Source organism: Paenibacillus sp. J45TS6 (genome assembly GCF_018403285.1).
Taxonomy (GTDB): Bacteria; Bacillota; Bacilli; order Paenibacillales; family Paenibacillaceae; genus Paenibacillus.
Genome location: NZ_BOSJ01000005.1, coordinates 270,384 through 287,792 on the forward strand (window position 1 = coordinate 270,384; position 17,409 = coordinate 287,792).

18 protein-coding genes are annotated in these 17,409 nt (G+C 39.0%); 11 read left to right on the plus strand and 7 right to left on the minus strand.

Features of this window, described 5'->3' with window-relative positions; all coding sequences use genetic code 11:
* Positions 1-91: 91 nt before the first annotated feature.
* The 3 genes from KJS58_RS10505 to KJS58_RS10515 form a co-directional block, all read right to left on the minus strand.
* Positions 92-1,474: an SMI1/KNR4 family protein gene (locus KJS58_RS10505; RefSeq protein ID WP_213532458.1), complete on the minus strand. Its 1,383-nt coding sequence runs from the start codon at positions 1,472-1,474 to the stop codon at positions 92-94.
* Positions 1,475-1,791: 317 nt separating this feature from the next.
* Positions 1,792-2,919 carry a carboxynorspermidine decarboxylase gene (nspC, locus tag KJS58_RS10510; protein ID WP_213532459.1) on the minus strand — a complete coding sequence of 376 codons (1,128 nt, stop codon included), beginning with the start codon at positions 2,917-2,919 and terminating at the stop codon, positions 1,792-1,794.
* 1 nt (position 2,920) lies between these two features.
* Positions 2,921-4,159 (minus strand): saccharopine dehydrogenase family protein, encoded by a 1,239-nt coding sequence (locus KJS58_RS10515; protein WP_213532460.1) that lies wholly within the window; start codon positions 4,157-4,159, stop codon positions 2,921-2,923.
* A 775-nt stretch (positions 4,160-4,934) separates the two neighbouring features.
* Here KJS58_RS10515 and KJS58_RS10520 point away from each other — a divergent pair.
* The 7 genes from KJS58_RS10520 (at position 4,935) to KJS58_RS10550 (ending at position 11,437) form a co-directional block, all read left to right on the plus strand.
* The gene (locus KJS58_RS10520; RefSeq protein ID WP_213532461.1) at positions 4,935-5,729 is read left to right on the plus strand and encodes a Cof-type HAD-IIB family hydrolase; all 795 of its coding nucleotides are present in this window, start codon (positions 4,935-4,937) and stop codon (positions 5,727-5,729) included.
* Positions 5,730-6,033: 304 nt separating this feature from the next.
* Entirely contained in the window at positions 6,034-7,155 is a 1,122-nt protein-coding gene (locus tag KJS58_RS10525) for a phosphotransferase enzyme family protein (RefSeq protein WP_249717154.1), read from the plus strand.
* 195 nt (positions 7,156-7,350) lie between these two features.
* Positions 7,351-7,785: a methyltransferase domain-containing protein gene (locus KJS58_RS10530; protein WP_213532462.1), complete on the plus strand. Its 435-nt coding sequence runs from the start codon at positions 7,351-7,353 to the stop codon at positions 7,783-7,785.
* 181 nt (positions 7,786-7,966) lie between these two features.
* Positions 7,967-8,692: a helix-turn-helix domain-containing protein gene (locus KJS58_RS10535; protein WP_283771263.1), complete on the plus strand. Its 726-nt coding sequence runs from the start codon at positions 7,967-7,969 to the stop codon at positions 8,690-8,692.
* Between the two features lie 140 nt (positions 8,693-8,832).
* Positions 8,833-9,714, plus strand: a complete 882-nt coding sequence (locus tag KJS58_RS10540; protein WP_213532463.1) for a phosphotransferase family protein — start codon at positions 8,833-8,835, stop codon at positions 9,712-9,714.
* 112 nt (positions 9,715-9,826) lie between these two features.
* A complete protein-coding gene (locus KJS58_RS10545) occupies positions 9,827-10,426 on the plus strand; it encodes a DUF2441 domain-containing protein (protein ID WP_213532464.1) in 600 nt (199 codons plus the stop codon).
* Between the two features lie 162 nt (positions 10,427-10,588).
* Positions 10,589-11,437, plus strand: coding sequence for an AraC family transcriptional regulator (locus KJS58_RS10550; protein ID WP_213532465.1), 849 nt, complete (start codon positions 10,589-10,591; stop codon positions 11,435-11,437).
* Between the two features lie 222 nt (positions 11,438-11,659).
* Here the strand turns inward: KJS58_RS10550 and KJS58_RS10555 are convergent, their stop codons facing one another.
* Together KJS58_RS10555 and KJS58_RS10560 are read right to left on the minus strand one after the other, a co-directional pair.
* Positions 11,660-12,046 carry a GNAT family N-acetyltransferase gene (locus KJS58_RS10555; RefSeq protein WP_249717177.1) on the minus strand — a complete coding sequence of 129 codons (387 nt, stop codon included), beginning with the start codon at positions 12,044-12,046 and terminating at the stop codon, positions 11,660-11,662.
* Positions 12,047-12,383: 337 nt separating this feature from the next.
* A complete protein-coding gene (locus tag KJS58_RS10560; protein WP_213532467.1) occupies positions 12,384-12,620 on the minus strand; it encodes a translation initiation factor 2 in 237 nt (78 codons plus the stop codon).
* A gap of 398 nt (positions 12,621-13,018) precedes the next feature.
* Here KJS58_RS10560 and KJS58_RS10565 point away from each other — a divergent pair, with 398 nt between their 5' ends.
* From KJS58_RS10565 to KJS58_RS10580, 4 genes are all read left to right on the plus strand, one after another.
* The gene (locus KJS58_RS10565) at positions 13,019-13,603 is read left to right on the plus strand and encodes an asparagine synthase-related protein (protein ID WP_213532468.1); all 585 of its coding nucleotides are present in this window, start codon (positions 13,019-13,021) and stop codon (positions 13,601-13,603) included.
* A gap of 526 nt (positions 13,604-14,129) precedes the next feature.
* Complete coding sequence (locus KJS58_RS10570) at positions 14,130-14,597, plus strand: GNAT family N-acetyltransferase (RefSeq protein WP_213532469.1); 468 nt, start codon at positions 14,130-14,132, stop codon at positions 14,595-14,597.
* Positions 14,598-14,685: 88 nt separating this feature from the next.
* The gene (locus tag KJS58_RS10575) at positions 14,686-15,162 is read left to right on the plus strand and encodes an NUDIX hydrolase (RefSeq protein ID WP_213532470.1); all 477 of its coding nucleotides are present in this window, start codon (positions 14,686-14,688) and stop codon (positions 15,160-15,162) included.
* Between the two features lie 44 nt (positions 15,163-15,206).
* On the plus strand, positions 15,207-15,671 hold the full coding sequence (locus tag KJS58_RS10580; RefSeq protein ID WP_213532471.1) for a hypothetical protein: 465 nt from the start codon (positions 15,207-15,209) through the stop codon (positions 15,669-15,671).
* 263 nt (positions 15,672-15,934) lie between these two features.
* Here the strand turns inward: KJS58_RS10580 and KJS58_RS10585 are convergent, their stop codons facing one another.
* Together KJS58_RS10585 and KJS58_RS10590 are read right to left on the minus strand one after the other, a co-directional pair.
* Positions 15,935-16,780, minus strand: coding sequence for a cytochrome c oxidase assembly protein (locus KJS58_RS10585; RefSeq protein WP_332084917.1), 846 nt, complete (start codon positions 16,778-16,780; stop codon positions 15,935-15,937).
* Positions 16,773-17,276: a DUF2243 domain-containing protein gene (locus KJS58_RS10590; protein WP_213532498.1), complete on the minus strand. Its 504-nt coding sequence runs from the start codon at positions 17,274-17,276 to the stop codon at positions 16,773-16,775. The genes KJS58_RS10585 and KJS58_RS10590 overlap by 8 nt, the downstream gene beginning before the upstream one ends.
* Positions 17,277-17,409 lie beyond the last annotated feature (133 nt).

Sequence of the window (17,409 nt, forward strand, 5' to 3'; positions counted from 1 at the left end):
GCCGCTTAAATTCTTTTGAAAAAATGTCTGCTTTATAGGGTTCAGTTTGAAGCATACTAATATTCGATGTTAGAGATGAACTAATCTGTTGTTAAGCTTCATTTAGTTGCTTCATTATTTCCTCTGCAAACGAATCGGTTAATTGGAGGAGCCCGTCATTCTGTACGATTCGTCCTTCCTCGATACGGCGATCAAGCCAATCTGTAACAAAGGAAGGAGCGTATCCTCCTTGCCCGAATTCCCCGCCAAAAGCGATTATGTTCTGATAGGCTGCCACATATTGATCGCGACTGATGCTTGGGTATGACTTCGTATACAACCAAAACTGAACATCATACATAACATAAGATAATTCATCTGCATGAAAAGTAAAATGCCCTTTTTCTTCAACAATCCGTGCACATATACTGCGGATTTTCTGTTCCATTTGTTCTACTTCGGTTACCCGGGAACAGAGTTCCTCCAGCAGAGGAGAGAATTTTCCGTGCATTACCTTATCTACATCATGCTGCTTATCTTCCTCAGAAGTATCATATTCTTCATCACTCACTAGACCTCGAATAAAAGCTTCAAAGTTGTCTGCTAAGAAGGTAATCTCATAATCATCTTCTTGATCGACGTGAACGACTTCAGGTTCGCCATCTCTGCCACAAGCTCGGTAGTCTAGCATCACCACATCATGTCCTGCGGAAGGACAATCACAGATTACCACTCCAATGTCAGGATATCCCCATTCCTCTATCATAAACGGACTGCCAAACTCCCCGCACAGTGAATAGTCTTTCTCGCGCCCAATCCCCATAATGCCTGTGATCGCAATATGATCCTCCGCCCATGAAGTCGAATCTTCTGTTGGAAAATTGGTATTCCTCGGTACCCCGCCATTCTGCTGTTTCATCAGTTGAATATAAGATGAGGGAAGTTTATAACCAAGCTCTTTCTCAATAGAATCAATTCGTTCGTCCGTAGGCGGATCAGACTGATAGGACGTTCTCGCATACTCGCTGTCATCCCAAAAATCAATTAAGTTCATATCTGAGAAAGGTAGCTTTTCCTCTGTGTAATCGCCACGCTTGATGGAAGTTTTCTTCCTCGCGAGCCGAAGTTGTTCTTTTTTCTGTTTCTCTGCTTTTTGAAAGCTCCGTCTTAAAAAATACTCTGTACTTTGATCACCGGTTTCTAATTGATCTGATCTATGAAAAGCTTGAGAAGCTTCCTCATATCGTTTCAAATGATAAAGACTATAACCTACTCGATAATGCCACAGGGGATCCTGTTTGCCAGCTTCAGCAATGTTCTCAAGTTGGTGGAGCGCTTCTTTATAAAGCCCCAAGTTGTTATAAGCTCTAGCCAGGAGAGAGACTGCTTCATAACTTTGTTCTAAATCTGGAGTAGTTTTCAGCAAATCTACAATTTTCTGGTATTCTTCTTCTTCGTGCCAATCGTTTAGTTGTTCAATAAGCGTTTGTTTCATGTCTACCTCCAAGGATGATTATTTAGAAAATAGCTTTATTTGTACTTGAAAGCTTCAACCTTTAAAATAGTAGGAACTATAATAGAGGATACTATAATTTTCCATAATGAGGTACTAAAGCTGGGCAAGTATTCCGAGATAACTTATGAAAATAAGGATATTTTAACAAGGAGAGAGAAGAGAGTTGAAAAAACCTGCTGTATAAACGAAATATTGTGCTAGAATGACTGGCCATATTATCATAAAAAACGACAAAAATGAATTAGAAGCCGTAACCCTAATTACAGGGCTACGGCTTCTAATTCGCTTCTTATTCATTAAGCTAATCTACATTTAAAATCCTGATATCCGAACTCGCGCACAATCCGGCAATCCCCATTTTTGTCCTGCACTGCGATTGCAGGCAGTGGCATTCCGTTGAAGGTGTTCGTTTTTACCATAGAGTAGATCGCCATGTCCTCGAATACCAATCGGTCACCGTTCTTCAGAGGCTGATCGAAGGAATAATCCCCAATGACATCGCCCGTAAGGCAGGTAGGACCGCCAAGCCGATAGGTGAATGACTTCTCCCCAGCTTCTCCGGAACCGACAAGCGGCGGACGATATGGCATTTCCAGAACATCCGGCATATGACAAGTGGCTGATGTGTCCACTATCGCAATCTCGATGCCGTTCTTATGAATATCCAGTACGGAGGTGACCATATAACCTGCATTCAATGCGATGGCTTCTCCAGGTTCAAGGTAGACTTCCAAGCCGTATTTATCCTGCATCCGCGAAATACAAGCTTCGAGTCTTGGGATGTCATAGTCATCTCTGGTGATATGATGACCGCCGCCGAAATTGATCCATTCCATTTGCGGCAACCATGAACCGAATTTTTCTTCGACTGCATTTAGCGTCGTCTCCAAGTCGTCCGAGTTCTGTTGGCAAAGGGTATGGAAGTGCAGTCCAGTAACGCCTTCCAGCAGTTCCGGGAGGAAATCCTCCCGTTTTACTCCGAATCTGGACCCCGGTGAGCAAGGGTCATAAATTTCGTGTCCTAACTGCGTTGAACATTCCGGGTTGATACGTAGACCAACCTTTTTGCCGGCTGCAATGGCTTTTCCTTTATACTTTTCCAGCTGAGAGAAGGAATTAAAGATGATATGGTCGCAAATAGACACAATCTCATCGATTTCATCTTCACGATAGGCAGGGGCAAAGACATGATTTTCTTTGCCCATTTCTTCATGACCCAGCCGTGCTTCGAATAAACCGCTCGCCGTTGTCCCGCTGAGGTATTTTCCGATGAGGGGATACATAGCGGTCATAGAAAAAGCTTTTTGCGCCAGAACAATCTTGGCTCCCGTACGCTGCATAACGCCGCTTAGAATGTTCAGGTTTTTTTCAATGAGTGCTTCATCGACTACGAAACAGGGTGTCGGCAATTCCTCGAACCTCATATTAGCGAACGTGCTCCGACTGTTTAGCTTCCTCAGGCAATGCGTCAACAAGCACCGGATTGAAGTCTTCTACCCATGGAAGTCCCCATTTGTTCAGTTCTTCCATGAATGGATCCGGATCGAACTCCTCAATATTGAATACACCTGGTTTATTCCATTTGCCGGTCATGACCATTGCCGCGCCGATCATAGCAGGTACGCCCGTTGTATAGGAGACAGCTTGGGAGCCCACTTCTTTATAGCACTCTTGATGGTCGCACACATTGTAAACATAGTAAGTCTTGTCTTGGCCGTCTTTTTTTCCTTTGAAGATACAGCCGATGTTCGTCTTACCTACCGTGCGGGGACCGAGGGAAGCAGGGTCCGGAAGCACAGCCTTCAGGAACTGAAGCGGAATGATTTGTTTTCCTTCGAATTCGATTGGTTCGATAGAGGTCATTCCTACGTTTTCAAGTGCTTTTAAGTGCATGAGATAGCTTTGACCGAAAGTCATGAAGAAGCGGATGCGTTTCAGTCCAGGCATGTTTTGCGCAAGGGATTCAAGTTCTTCATGATACAGAAGATACATGTCCTTTTGGCCGACTTCAGCAAAGTTATACTCGCGTTTGATTTCCATTGGTTTCGTTTCGATCCATTGCCCATTTTCCCAGTAACGTCCATTAGCGGACACTTCGCGGATGTTGATTTCCGGGTTGAAGTTGGTTGCGAAAGGGTAGCCATGATCCCCGCCGTTGCAATCCAGGATGTCGATATATTCGATTTCGTCAAAATAGTGTTTCAGTGCATAAGCGGAAAACACGCCTGTTACGCCGGGGTCAAATCCGCTTCCCAAAAGAGCTGTAATTCCTGCTTTTTCAAAACGTTCGCGATAATCCCATTGCCATTTGTATTCAAATTTCGCCGTATCTTCCGGCTCATAGTTAGCTGTATCCATATAATGCGTTTTAGTGGCCAAACAAGCATCCATGATCGTTAAATCTTGGTAAGGCAAAGCCAGGTTCATGACGATATCCGGTTTCACTTCGTTAATTAGAGCGATTAACTCGTCTACGTTGTTGGCATCCACCTGTGCAGTGGTAATTTTCGTGTTACCGCCGTCCAATTTTGCTTTCAGCTCATCGCATTTCGACTTCGTACGGCTTGCAATACAAATTTCTTCGAATACCTCGCTGTTTTGAACGCATTTATGAATTGCTACTGAAGCTACGCCGCCGGCGCCAATGATTAGTGCTTTTCCCATTTTTCAATCTCCTATTCCAAATTAAATTTTATGTAAAACGGCAACAAAAAAAGCAAGCGAAACACGCATCATGCGCATCACACTTGCTTCAATATATAGTCAAATAATAAGAAAAGTCCCAATAAACATGACTGGACAAACCTCTTGCGTGTTCATCAGCCAATCATAAAAAATCGTCTCATGGAAAGGAACTTAATATTCAACTATACAATGTTAGGATCAGAGTCTATATAGCAAATAATTACTTTTACCACTCTTATTGACCGTTTCACAAGTTGTGTGCAAAATGCACTGGTTGTAAAGTAACCAACTTATAAAATTCGAGCTTTTAACTCAATCAATAAGGCAACAAAGTTGCCAATCGGCATTTGACCCGGCTGTCCGTATGGCCTTGACTTCCATTAAAGAAAGTGGTCAAAGATTATCTGCTTGGAAAGACCCTAAATAGGAGTTGAATATCTGCTTTCCAAAAATAATGCTTCTTCATAGTAGCAGGCTTGAAGTTATAGCGCAAGAAAAATTTTCAAAAAAGATAGAAAGGTTGAAATTAATCTAGAATTTGAAGAGAAAACCTGTTGGTCAAATACAGTTTTAATAAATATCAGGTGAATCAATTTCATAATACCTATAGCTGCCTTTAGCAGGACTATGCCGGTAGCCGAAATCAACTTCAACTATTTCAGCTAACAAGGTAAATAATGCATTTTTTATTGACGACTTCTTTATTAAGTAGTAGTATTTTACCAATTTAGCTTATTGTGAGGGGAGGATACATATGCCTAATATTCAGGCAATTGTTCTGGACTTAGATGGAACCTTGCTCGGTAATGATAAATCGATATCTCCAAGGAATTATCAGGCTGTCAAAAGATGTTATGATTCTGGAATTCATATTATTATTGCCACGGCGCGGCCGCCTAGAGCGGCTAATCAATTTTTAAAAGAATTCCCTTTTGTAGACTACATGGTTTATTACAACGGTGCATTAGTTACATGTAAATCAAAGCAGAGTGAGCAGCATATTCGTATCCCTATGGAGATTAGCCAACAAATCAACAAACTCATCAAGTTACGGGCACCTCAATCAATAATCTCATATGAAGTTAACGATTCATGGTATACATGTAGTCCAGTTCCCGACTCCGAGTGCGCTCAATTGGGTATCCGTATCCATGACCCCAAACCCCAAGTTATGGATAAAGAATATATAAGTTCGCTTTCCCCTACCAAAATATTGGTCCTAGGTTGCAATGCATGGAATGAAATATGTGAACAATTCGGTGACCATGTGAACGTAATTGCAACCGATGAAGGTGTATTGGTCCAAATCATGCATAAATTAGCTTCAAAGGAACAAGGGGTAGAATGGGTGTTAAATGATATCGGTATAAAATCAGAAAATGTAATGGTATTTGGGGATGACTTTAATGATTTAGGCTTATTCCATATGTCCGGATTTCCGGTCGCAATGGAGAATGCAATCAGTGAACTTAAAAATTGTGCAGCCCACGTAACCGAATCAAATAATAACGATGGTGTCGCTGTTGCAATTGAAAGGTTTGTGATGTAATGATGTGCAGATCGTGATTGAACTAACGGGAAGCATTAGTTCAGTAAGGACATAAACAAGTGAGCAGCCGATAAAAAACGGCTGTTTTTTTTATACACCCGGGCAGAATAACATATTTTCAAAGAAATTGATTATATAAAAAGTTTACCTGGAAATTATCTGGGAATTTAAGGTAGAATTTATAGCAGAATAGCTGAAAGGAGCGATGAATCAATGTTAAACAAGGTGGTTATTATTTAGGTCCACAGAAGATTTATCTCATTTTTTGGGTTTCCTCTGTGGCAATTTCATCGTTGCAAAAATTTTGACTGGAGGAGATCGTATAAATTATAACGAGGTTGTTAAAATCAGTGATGAATATTTACTTCCATTAGCGACAGAGTTATTCGAATTAGAAGGTTATAATATCCAGCTTATTCCGGCACATGAAGGTAGGCGGAATCTAGTCTACTCTTGTGAAAAAAAGGGGATCGACTCAAAAATACTCAGGATTTCATTCTTACCTGACAGGAGCGGGGAAGATTTTCTGGGAGAACTTGAGTATATCAGGTATTTATTCGAGCACAGAGGAAGTGTCTCGGATGTTGTCAGCTCTAAGAAGGGGAATTTGCTCGAAAAGATCACTCATAATAATCATAGCTTTTTTATATGCCTGTTTCATAAGGCGAAAGGGAAAATGCTAGTCGAAAATAATTATCAGTACCGGGAAGGAGCTCCAATTACTGAATATTACTATAATTCTGGTAAGGTCCTGGGGAGACTGCATCAAATATCGAAAGGATATACTCCTATCCATCGCCGTTATAGCTTTTTTGATAAATACAATGCCTTGTATATCGATAAACTGATACCTGAATCCTTCCCTTTGCTTAAGGAGAAACTGGTCGAGCTCCTTAATACCTTACAAGGATTAGAAAGAAGCCAAGAGACTTTCGGTATGAACCATTTTGACTATAATGATGGGAATTATTCAATTGATTTTGATACCGGACAAATAACCGTATATGATTTTGAGAATTCGTGTTACTGCTGGTATATGTTTGACCTGGCAGGTCTCTGGATGAGCGGGGTAGGCTGGATACAATTTGAACCAGACGTCGGTAAACGCAAAAAGTTTATGGATGATTATTTTGAAACTGTCCTCGCAGGATACAGATCTGAGACGAAGATCGAAGATTCGATGTTGGATAAGTTGCCCTTATTTATTCAGGTAAACATTATGGAAAATATTGTTGATACATTCGAAGTAATGCATCACACCGGTGAGGAACCTACATGTGACGAGGAACTATCATATCTCATAAAATGTTTGGAAGACGATATCCCGTATAAAGGCTTTTTTCATCAAATATACTCATGTGAAGAACCCTTTGAGTATGAGGAACGATTAATAGCTTCGGGTGAGAAGTCAAAAAATATCGATTAGAAAATAGGAGGCAGCCGACAAACGTCGGTTGCCTTCTTATTAAACGGCGGATTGCCAAACGAAGTGCGACATTTCTTATGAAAAAGATTCGCGAGTAGTTTTCGAGTCTATGTATGTTCGTGGTCTGTGATTGAATAAATTGGAGAGTTCGCAAGGGAATGTAACGGATATCGGATACAATGGGGGTATTCCTTAATGAATATGGATGACAAATTATTTAACTATTACCTGGAGCTTAAAAGTCCTGAAGCTGGTGAATGGAATTCCTCACCTGAATGTATACATACTGAATTGATCACAAGAGATTACGTAAGAAGAGAGTTTCCAGTCACGGATGGAATTAAGGTATGTAATGTTGGAATTGGAACAGGGGATTGGGACGATTACCTTGGATATTGGCTAAAAGGCAAAGGGGACTTAACAAGTATTGATATCAATAAAGATATTTGCGAAATCTTCGCTTACAGACAGCAACGAGAAGGCCATCCTAATCCATCTAAAGTGTTATGTAAAAGTATTTTCGATATTGAAATAACGAATGAAAAGTTTGATATTGTAACCTTAATTGGCTCTGCAATCAAAGAATCTGGAGATTTTGAAAGATGCTTAGATTCGTGTCTTAATTCCTGAATGCGCTTTCTTCATATAAAATCAAAAAGTGATTCAACTCATGGATACAGAAAATCAACTAATGGTTTAGTTGTAAAGTACACCTCCATACCATTAAATAGCAGTGTAATTATAATTAATGTATAAATTCATGGAGGTGTTATAAATCATAGAAGCGAATGCTAGTCATTTTGGTGGAAGAATCAGTCAGCTCCGTCACAGCAAAAGTATGACACAAGAACAATTTGGGCTATTACTAAATGTATCTGCACAAGCAGTGTCCAAATGGGAAAAAGGCGACTCCTTACCCGACATTTCTCTTATAACGGAGTTGGCAACTGTCTTTGATTGCACAACCGACTTTTTGCTTGGAAAAACTAGCAATTTGCAAGCCATGCTGCCTCAAATTCGAACGGAACTTCGGACGATGACACAAGAACAAAAAATCAATTTTCTGGGCGAGGTGATTGCTGCCACATCTTTCAATGTACAGACACCCGCATCAAATCCATCGTTGACTCAAATCCAACTAGGTCCATCTGGATTAGGCCTATGGGCGAAAGATAGATTCGTTTGCATCGCTACCTCGCTTTTTTTAAACGAAGCTACTGAAGCAATGAATGAATTAGTTGAGTTTCCAATGAATATCTTACCTCCGGACATGATCACCGTGCTATATGAGTTATTGCTTAATAATGAAAACTTACAGCCTGACTTCACTCCAGTAGAGGAGTCGATACTTCGTTCACGTCTACCCGCGGACATGAATTTTGACAAAGTAATCATAGATTGCATTGAACTCGGCTTTGTGGATAGGGTTCGAGGTGGGTATAGGCTTAATGTTAAAGGTGATATTGCCACTCGATTGTTCTCCATCGTTCATAGGGTCGTAAGTAGACCTAGTTCGTTTTCCTTTGATTTTTCGTAAAATCTCGCCTTGATTTGAAACAAATAAGCAGCCGATCAAAAGACCGGTTGCTTTTTCTTTTAAGTTAATAGGCAGGACTTTCTCAATAATATGTAGAAAAGCATAGGTTGCTATTTCATTCATAATATAAGAGGTGCGATTTGAACTTAGTACATACGATTATAGATAGATTTAACCTTAATGTTTTAAGTATAGATAATGTTCCTGAGTCTTTTAGTTCACAAGTATACAAGCTGAATCTTACTAATGGAGAAACGGTATATGCGAAGCTCCCCTATAACAGGGATAAGCTATATCGTGAATATCGTATGCTAGAAATGTTAAGAGAGGTAATACCGGTTCCAAAAGTGTTAGATATCTGGAGTGGGGACGACTTAATCTCAGGTGCCTTACTTTTATCGGAGATAAAAGGCATACCTTGTACAGGAGCTATTAACGATGAATTATCATTCCAAATGGGAGTATTACATGCAAAGCTGCATGAAACTAGAATGCCTGGGTATGGCGCTCAAGGTTCCGACGGTTTTCAATTTTCCAATCAGAACAACTGGAGACTTTATATTAAAGATAACTTTGAGAAGTATAAAGAACCTGCAAAGGAAGTCCTTGAGAGACAGCTTTTCGAAAAATGTATAGATCACTTTGAAAGTGCCTTTTCCGTTTTACCACAACCTGATGGTCCCTGTGTTGTACATATGGATTTTAGACCAGGCAATATATTAATAAATAATAATAACGTTGTTGGAATTATTGATTTTGAGAGTGCTCGGGGCGGGTCCTCAGAAATAGATTTCACTAAAATAAATCGATATGTTTGGGAAGTGAATCCTCAAAGTAAAACTTCTTACACAGAAGGGTATTCAACAATTCGTCCTATGATCGATTTGGAAACGCTACTACCTTTTTATACTTTTTACGATGCTTTTAGTGCTGTTGTCTGGTGTAAGAATAGAGGGATTGATAAAAATAAAGCGTTCTTCATGGAAAGTGTTTCTGTATTGCAGAAATTGGTAGGTTATTGAGCTAACAGATAAAGCAGCTTATTCATCGTGTATAAACAGTCAAATGAATCGAGTGATCGAAAGAATGGAATTCGAGCATATCAATGCAAAACTAAGTAATAGGGGAGAAACCATGGAGGATAACGAATTTTATGTATATCACTTAGTTACCAAGAAAAAAATGACTTTGGGACAATTCATATCCTTTGATGACAACCAAAAAAATGCCCTGTATCACTTCTTTTTTGAAAAAGAACGTTTGAATTCCAAAGGCGAGGACTTTATTCAGATTCTAAATGGTCATTATAATGCTGACGGTTTAAAGATGGATAAAGAAAATGCGGAAGTAGCAATAAGTTATGTAGGACAGACAATCAGAGCGATTAGGGAAGTTATCGTTGAAATGGTAAGACTGCAAGAATATCCTGAATACCCATCAAGATTGTCTTGTTTGTATGCTGCTAAAAGCTATGAAGACGCATTGAAATGGAAAGATATATTTGATTCATATAACCGAAAAGTTTTACAACTCGTTAAACTCCGTGTTAAAGGAAGTATATTTGAGGGCGATGGAAACCTTTTACCGAAAGAGGATGCAGTACCCTTCTCCGTAAAAATCGAACAGGCTAGGACCTATTGGAAGGGAAATTACAAAAAGGAGCTCCCTGAGCTTTTGATTAATGGAAAAATAGAGGTAGTTGAAATTATTGAAGATTTCTGCGTGAATTTATAAACGTTTGCTTGTAGTTACATAATGCTGTAACAGGCAGGGGAGCATTGTTACTACCGAATAGATGGGGATACATTATCTTCGGCATGCTGACTTTTTCGTGCAGTAAATGCTAGGTAATCATTTCTTATCTACGATAAATTGATATGGAAGGGAGGGGAAACGATGGATTGGTTAGACAGGATGAATAACGCCATGGAATATATCGAATCAAATCTAGCGGACAATATCTCCTATGATGAATTAGCACAGAGAGCCTGTTGCTCTACTTATCATTTTCAAAGAATGTTTCCATTTATTACAGGAGTATCGTTATCTGGGTATATTCGACGTCGACGGTTGACTTTGGCAGCATTTGAACTTCAGACCACCGATGCAAAGGTTATTGATGTAGCTATGAAATATGGATATGATTCGCCAGAAGCGTTTGCACGGGCGTTTAAAAATCTTCATGGGATCATGCCGATATCTGCGCGCGATAAAGGTGTTTCTCTAAAAGCCTATCCTCGAATGTCCTTCTCTATTTCAATAAAAGGAGATATCGAAATGAATTACCGAATTGAACAAAGAGGGACTTTTGAGATGTTTGGAGTTTATGGTCTCATTAATTCCGATAGGAAAATAGCTTTTTCTGAAGTTCCTAGGTTCCGTAAACAATGTGATGAGGATGGCAGTGTTGATCTGATGAACGAATTGTTGGGCCGCTTTACAGACACGATGTTACATGCTGCTTTATATGATGATAATGGAGAATCTTTCAAGTACATGGTATGTTACAACCTGCCTAAGGGACTTGAAATCTCTGACAATTTCACAAAACTGTCTGTTCCTGCTTCAACTTGGGCTATTTTCTCAGAGCCGCAATGTGACTTACAAAAACTATGGGATCGTATATATTTCGAGTGGTTTCCGACATCGGAGTATGAACAGATTGAAGCACCTAGTTTTGAAATGTACTATGGACCGGCAGGTCATCATACAGGGGAGATTTGGATTCCAGTAAAGAAAAAATAGCTTTTAATTTCATACAGCAGGTCAGAACACCGAAATCAAAGGAAAGCGTCCGCAACATTGTGGACGTCTTTTTTCTCTTTTTATTAGGAAAACGTTGCTCGAATGGTAATGTGAATATTGCGCTAATTGGCAGCATAATTGAACAAGGATGGAAAAGTTCGGAATAGAAAGTGAGTGCATAAAAATAAATGTCCTCAATGAAGAGGTCAAGTTGAATTAGGATTATATTGAATAGTTCAACCAGTTTCCAAGAGAGCCACCCATTTTTTCATAAAACCGTTGAGCACGTTTATTATCAGATGCAGTTACCCATGACATATGTGCATATCCGTTTTCTTTGGTAAATGTTTCACAGAACTTAAAGAGTTGTTCGGCTACCCCTGTACCTCTTGCTTTCTCTACAACAAATAAATCGTTCATTATCGTGATTTTATCTGCTTTTGTTGTACTAAAACTAAAATATAATGTTGCAAATCCGAGAAATTCACCTTCTTTTTCAGCGATGAATTGAATACCTTCATACTTTTCTAATAGCGTTTCAATTAAATTATGTACTTTTTCAATTGATGGTTTTGGTCTCTTATAAAAGTCTACAATGTATTGATACATTAATTCAGTCAATTGGTCTATATCTTCGGGTTCAACAGCACGTATTATTCTCGACACTAAATTACCTCTCCTTTACTAATTTTCTTTCATCATCTGTATAACTATACATTAAAATGATAATTAATTCAATTTTATTAGTATGCTTTTACATTTTTTTACGCTAACAGGAAAACGATAGTTGAACACAGCAGGGAGCAGCTTGCCAGTTGGCAGCTGCGCCCTTTTAGTTATGCAAACCGGCAGATTAGTTGAACAAAATAAGTGGAGGTTTTATGTCACATTTGACGCATACTGCGCAATAAAAAAACCGGCTGAAGAGCCGGGGATTTATTAATTGTCAACCAACATTATTCCTGATCTTAACTAACTCGTTAATAAAATGATCAAGTTGTTTCTTAGTTGATTTAATAGAAGCGGTACGACTATTGTTTTTGGTTTTATAATCCTGTTGTAAAGCTTCTAACGCTAATCCGGCAGCTAGCGCAGCGATTCCATCACCTAATGTAGCAATGGAACTCCCTATAAAAGCTAGCTTGGCAATTTCTATATCTCGTAGGTCCTTATCAATGGGCAATTTTTGCGCCTCCTTATTTCCATATGTACTAATATATGTTCGTATTCATGAAATGTTAAAATACGTTCGGAACGACGTGTTGCAGTTCTTATGTTCTTATATGTTGGCCCATTACGCATATTGTGTAGCGAGGGAGATGAGATAATGAGGAGTTTGGCCTGTTCGTTGCTTACTTCTGTCACTTCATGTCCAGTTAACTCTCTGTACATTTGTCGGAACATTTGATTATGCCCTCGTTCATCATTTCGCTTCCCCTGGACTGAAATCCTCATTAATTCAAGCGCATCTTGAGTTGAAGTTGCCCGAATGGAAACGAATTGTGATCTGAACCAATACGGATAAATCATATTTATGAGCGCTTTTTCGGTAATGCTAATATTTTTAACAAAAGCGGAAAGATGAACTTGCTCCACCAATCGATACACGCTCAAAATAGCTTTTTACACCCCACGGATATTGTTAAACCTTTTTATGATAAGACAGTTCACCTAGATCCTACGACAAGAATGCAGTATATTGATATGAAATTTTGGTTACCTGGAGACATTTTATCAAAAACAGATAAGTTGTCCATGGCACATTCATTAGAATTAAGAGTACCGTTTTTAGATAAAGAGGTCTTCGAAACGGCGAAAAAAATACCTGTATCCAATCGGATTGGCAAAAAAACATCAAAACTTGCTTTGCGTAAAGCTATGGAAGGAATCGTTCCCGAAGCTATTGTGAATCGCCCGAAATTAGGATTTCCCGTACCCCTTCGTGATTGGCTGAGGACTCCAGCTTCAGATATAATGTTTGAAGAAATACGATATAGTGGCATTGATGAAATATTCAATACGAATATAATCGAAAAGATGTTTATCCAGCATCGGAGTAATAAAGGTGACTACTCGCGTAGAATATGGTTAATTTACATTTTTTCAGTGTGGTACAATCTTTTCATAAAAGAAGATCTGAGGCAATTAAAGAGTGCCGTGTTGTAAATACCCAAGCCATAGTCACTGGACAGAAGAGAGAACACATTATGGTTCGCAGTGACTATGCAGTCAATAAGGATAGATTTGAAAAAGTTAATGAACGCATCTAGATATGATTTTTATAGTTATAATGAGTGATAAAATTGCTATTCTAGTAGATGATTGAGGCTTTAATTAATCGCTTTTACTATTCCAACTTACTAAATAACACTCCCTATATTGACATGGATTTTTCACGGTTGTAAGAGTGCTATCTAATGGACTCACGGGATACATTAAGTATAGAACATTAAATATAGAAGTGTGTTTTTGAATCAGTTCGAATCTATTACTAAATTCTATCCATTTTACATTAGTATTTGATGATATAGTGATCAAAGGATGTCTCATTAAAACAGCAACAGTTGTAGTTGCTGTTTATTTTTTTTTCGATAAACTTACAGAATGAAAATTATTAAGCCTTATGGAGAGGATACTACCAATATATATGGAACTCTTATAGATATCGGATATTTTTAGGGGGGGTCGATTTATGGAATTTAGAGAAATAACGTGGGATAACTATATTGAATGTATTGAGCTACAAGTTACAGAAGAACAAAAACGCTTCATCTCTTCTAATCAACATGCACTCGCAGAAGCTTATATTGCCTCAAAAGAGGGGCAGGTCATTATTACATTTGCGGTTTATAAAGACGAAAAAATGGTCGGTTTTATAAGCATGTATTATGACGATGGGGATGGGAATTTTGAATACAGCAGCTATGGAGTTTTTAAGTTTATGATTGATATGCGATACCAAGGCAAAGGGTATGGAAAAGAGGCTATGGTAAAAGCGATAGAATTTTCAAAATCATCTGCTCATGGAAAAGCTAGGGTCGTTGAACTTACATATAAACCTGAAAATGTAGAGTCCAAAAATTTATATTCATCACTAGGCTTTGTTGAGACAGGGAATACCCATCCTTCGGGTGAAGTATACGCTGAGTTTGTTTTGTAGTCGTGACAGATTAGACTTACATACCAACAAAACTAGAATAGAAAAAATAGACAGACCGTTAAATAGGATGAAGGCTTGGGGGCGGGTTATGAACAGAGTACAACATGAAGTTCCTTTGAGATGTAAAGGTATTGCAGTAGTCTTACTTAAAAACACACCCTGCGGTTACAAAGTGTTGTTATTAAAGCGAGACACTCCTGTATTAAGAGGTGTATGGTGCTATATTGGCGGTGGTATTGAAGAAGGGGAAAAAGCCTGGGAGACTGCGCTAAGAGAAATTCGTGAAGAGACAGGTATTACAAAAGTTTCCCTTTTCACTTCAAATAAGTTCGATCAATTCTACTCTGCAAAAGAAGATTACATTTATGTTGCGCCGGTATTTGTGGGATATGTGGATGATGACCAAGAAGTGATTTTAAACAATGAACATAGTGAATACGAATGGTTGACATTTACAGAAGCAATAGAAAGAGTTAGTATACCAGGAAATGAGGAAGTTCTTGAGTTTATCGAGAAACATTTTGTAAGAAACTCTCCTATGGAATTTTTACGTATAGGAATGTAGTCTTGATTCTTTTTGCATGTTTACCTGAGAGGAATGTTAGATGAATGAAAAACAAAATCATGAAGATAATTGGAACAACTGTATTGTCGATCTCTCTTATAACTGGAATTGCTAGTTTTTCTTTGGCAAGTAATGGCGATGTGACATCCAAAGAAGGAAATGAAATCAATGAAGTTAGTCCATATTCACTTAAAAATATACTAAATTGGGTTTTAAAGCGTGACACCGTGGACCCTGTAACCGATTATTTTGTGTCAATTGGATATCCCTATATAAAACTTGATGCAAAAAATACAGGTGCCCATCCTTTTAGAATTGAAGTAAAGCACAACAGTAAGAATACTATTATTTTTAATGAAACAGTTGAAGCAGGTGAAACAGTAGAATTTATAAATAATGATAATATGCCACCTGTTCCTTCAGGTGCTTATACAGTGACTATTTACGGGGGATCAGGCCTACCCAAGGGACAAGTTGTTCTGATAAGTTCTGACACTAGGTGGCCTTAAAAAAGAGAGTCAATTAAACGACCCACCAGCCCTATTTGATGAGGCTCATTCATTAATTAGGATCTGAATAGTTGCTATTACATCTTTAATCGTGAGGATTAAGTACGAACTAGAGCATACAATTCCATAATACAGCGGCAGCCGGTTAGTAACCAGCTGCCGCTGTATTCGTATATTGTCTCATTTCTTCTGTTTCAGAATAAACTGCATATATTATAAATACACCCTCCCTATCACTGAGTATTTGTCCGTTTTTCTAAACTTCAAAGCAACCCATTCGGATCCCCTTCAAATATCTCGCTTTTTCGTTTAGTGGAATGAGTATCGGAAGTAGGGTGGAAAGACCGATACCATTGAAGACAGAATATGAAAATTAAAACGAGATCGATCAAATCTCCCCCATAATACATTAATAAACCACCTGCTTGGCCTTGATCTAGAGGGATTCCTTCAGGAGGATTTGCATAAATCCTCTTCGATAATATTCCGTGACCTGCAAAGGCGACGATCATCGTAAGAGATCGCAAGGTATAGCTAATTCGGTGCGGAATAGGTTCCGTATAGATCATGGAAGCCGTAAAGAGGTAACCAGCAGCAAAGACATGAAAGTGAACCAGAGTATGGATAAGCATACTATATTGCATCACAGTATAGAGACCTGTCCCGTATATTAGCCACAGTCCACCGATATTAAGAATGGATGCTGATATGGGATGGGTTATTAATAATAAGGGTTTGGATCGTAACAACTGGGTGACTCGTCTTGCAGAGTATACTTTCATTGTCCGAAGAGTAAGTGTGAGTGGCGAAGACAAGACGATAAGTAGTGGTCCTAACATGCCCAGGAGTAAATGGCCTAACATATGCGCCCTAAAGTCTAGGGGTGTCCAAATAGCGAGCGGACCAGTAATGGCTGACGCTGAGCACAATACACCGATACCAAAGCAAGCATAGCGATAAGTTGGCCACTGCCTGAAGCGCCGATTAGATGACCTGGCAGCATATAGATATATTGCGAATGCAGTTACAGTGATTAATATCGGAATCAACAAAGATGGACCGAGGCTGAGAGTTCCACTATGTGAATGACTCATAGGGTGGTCAGTCATATTGAACTTTCCCTTCCGAAGCGATTCGTTTCGGGCTTGTTTGCATCGTAATAACAACTCCGACAATTAATAAAATGAGGGCTGCAAAATTCCATACCAAATCATATGGAAGTATATCAACATGATAACGAATCTGGTGTAAACGCATAACCTTATGCTGAATAATGCCGTCATAAAGCTGAAAAGAGCCAGCCCCTAGCAGAATTCCTCCAATCCACCTTTTTAGAGAGAAAGCATCTCGGCGTCTGAGGTCAGCGAGCATGAATGAAGAACCTATGGTTGCAAAGAAACTAAAGGCATGGAATAAGCCGTCGGATACAAGGCCAATGTCGCTGGTGGACTTATCATAAAAGTGGTGCCAGTGTAAAAGTTGGTGGAACACCACTTCATCTATAAAAGCAATAATCCCAAAACCCAATAAAATCCCAGTCCATAAATTACGGGACGAGTAATGATGACCGGTATATTTGCTAATCCTTATTCTCTCATTCCCCATGATTGGTGGATCGTCTACACTTAGTTGGACAGAAAAATTAAGGGCTAGTAGAATGAAGAGAATACGATTAGGAGCGGATCTACTATGCCAAAGCAAAGACGCACATTCACAGCAGATTTCAAAAGACAAATGG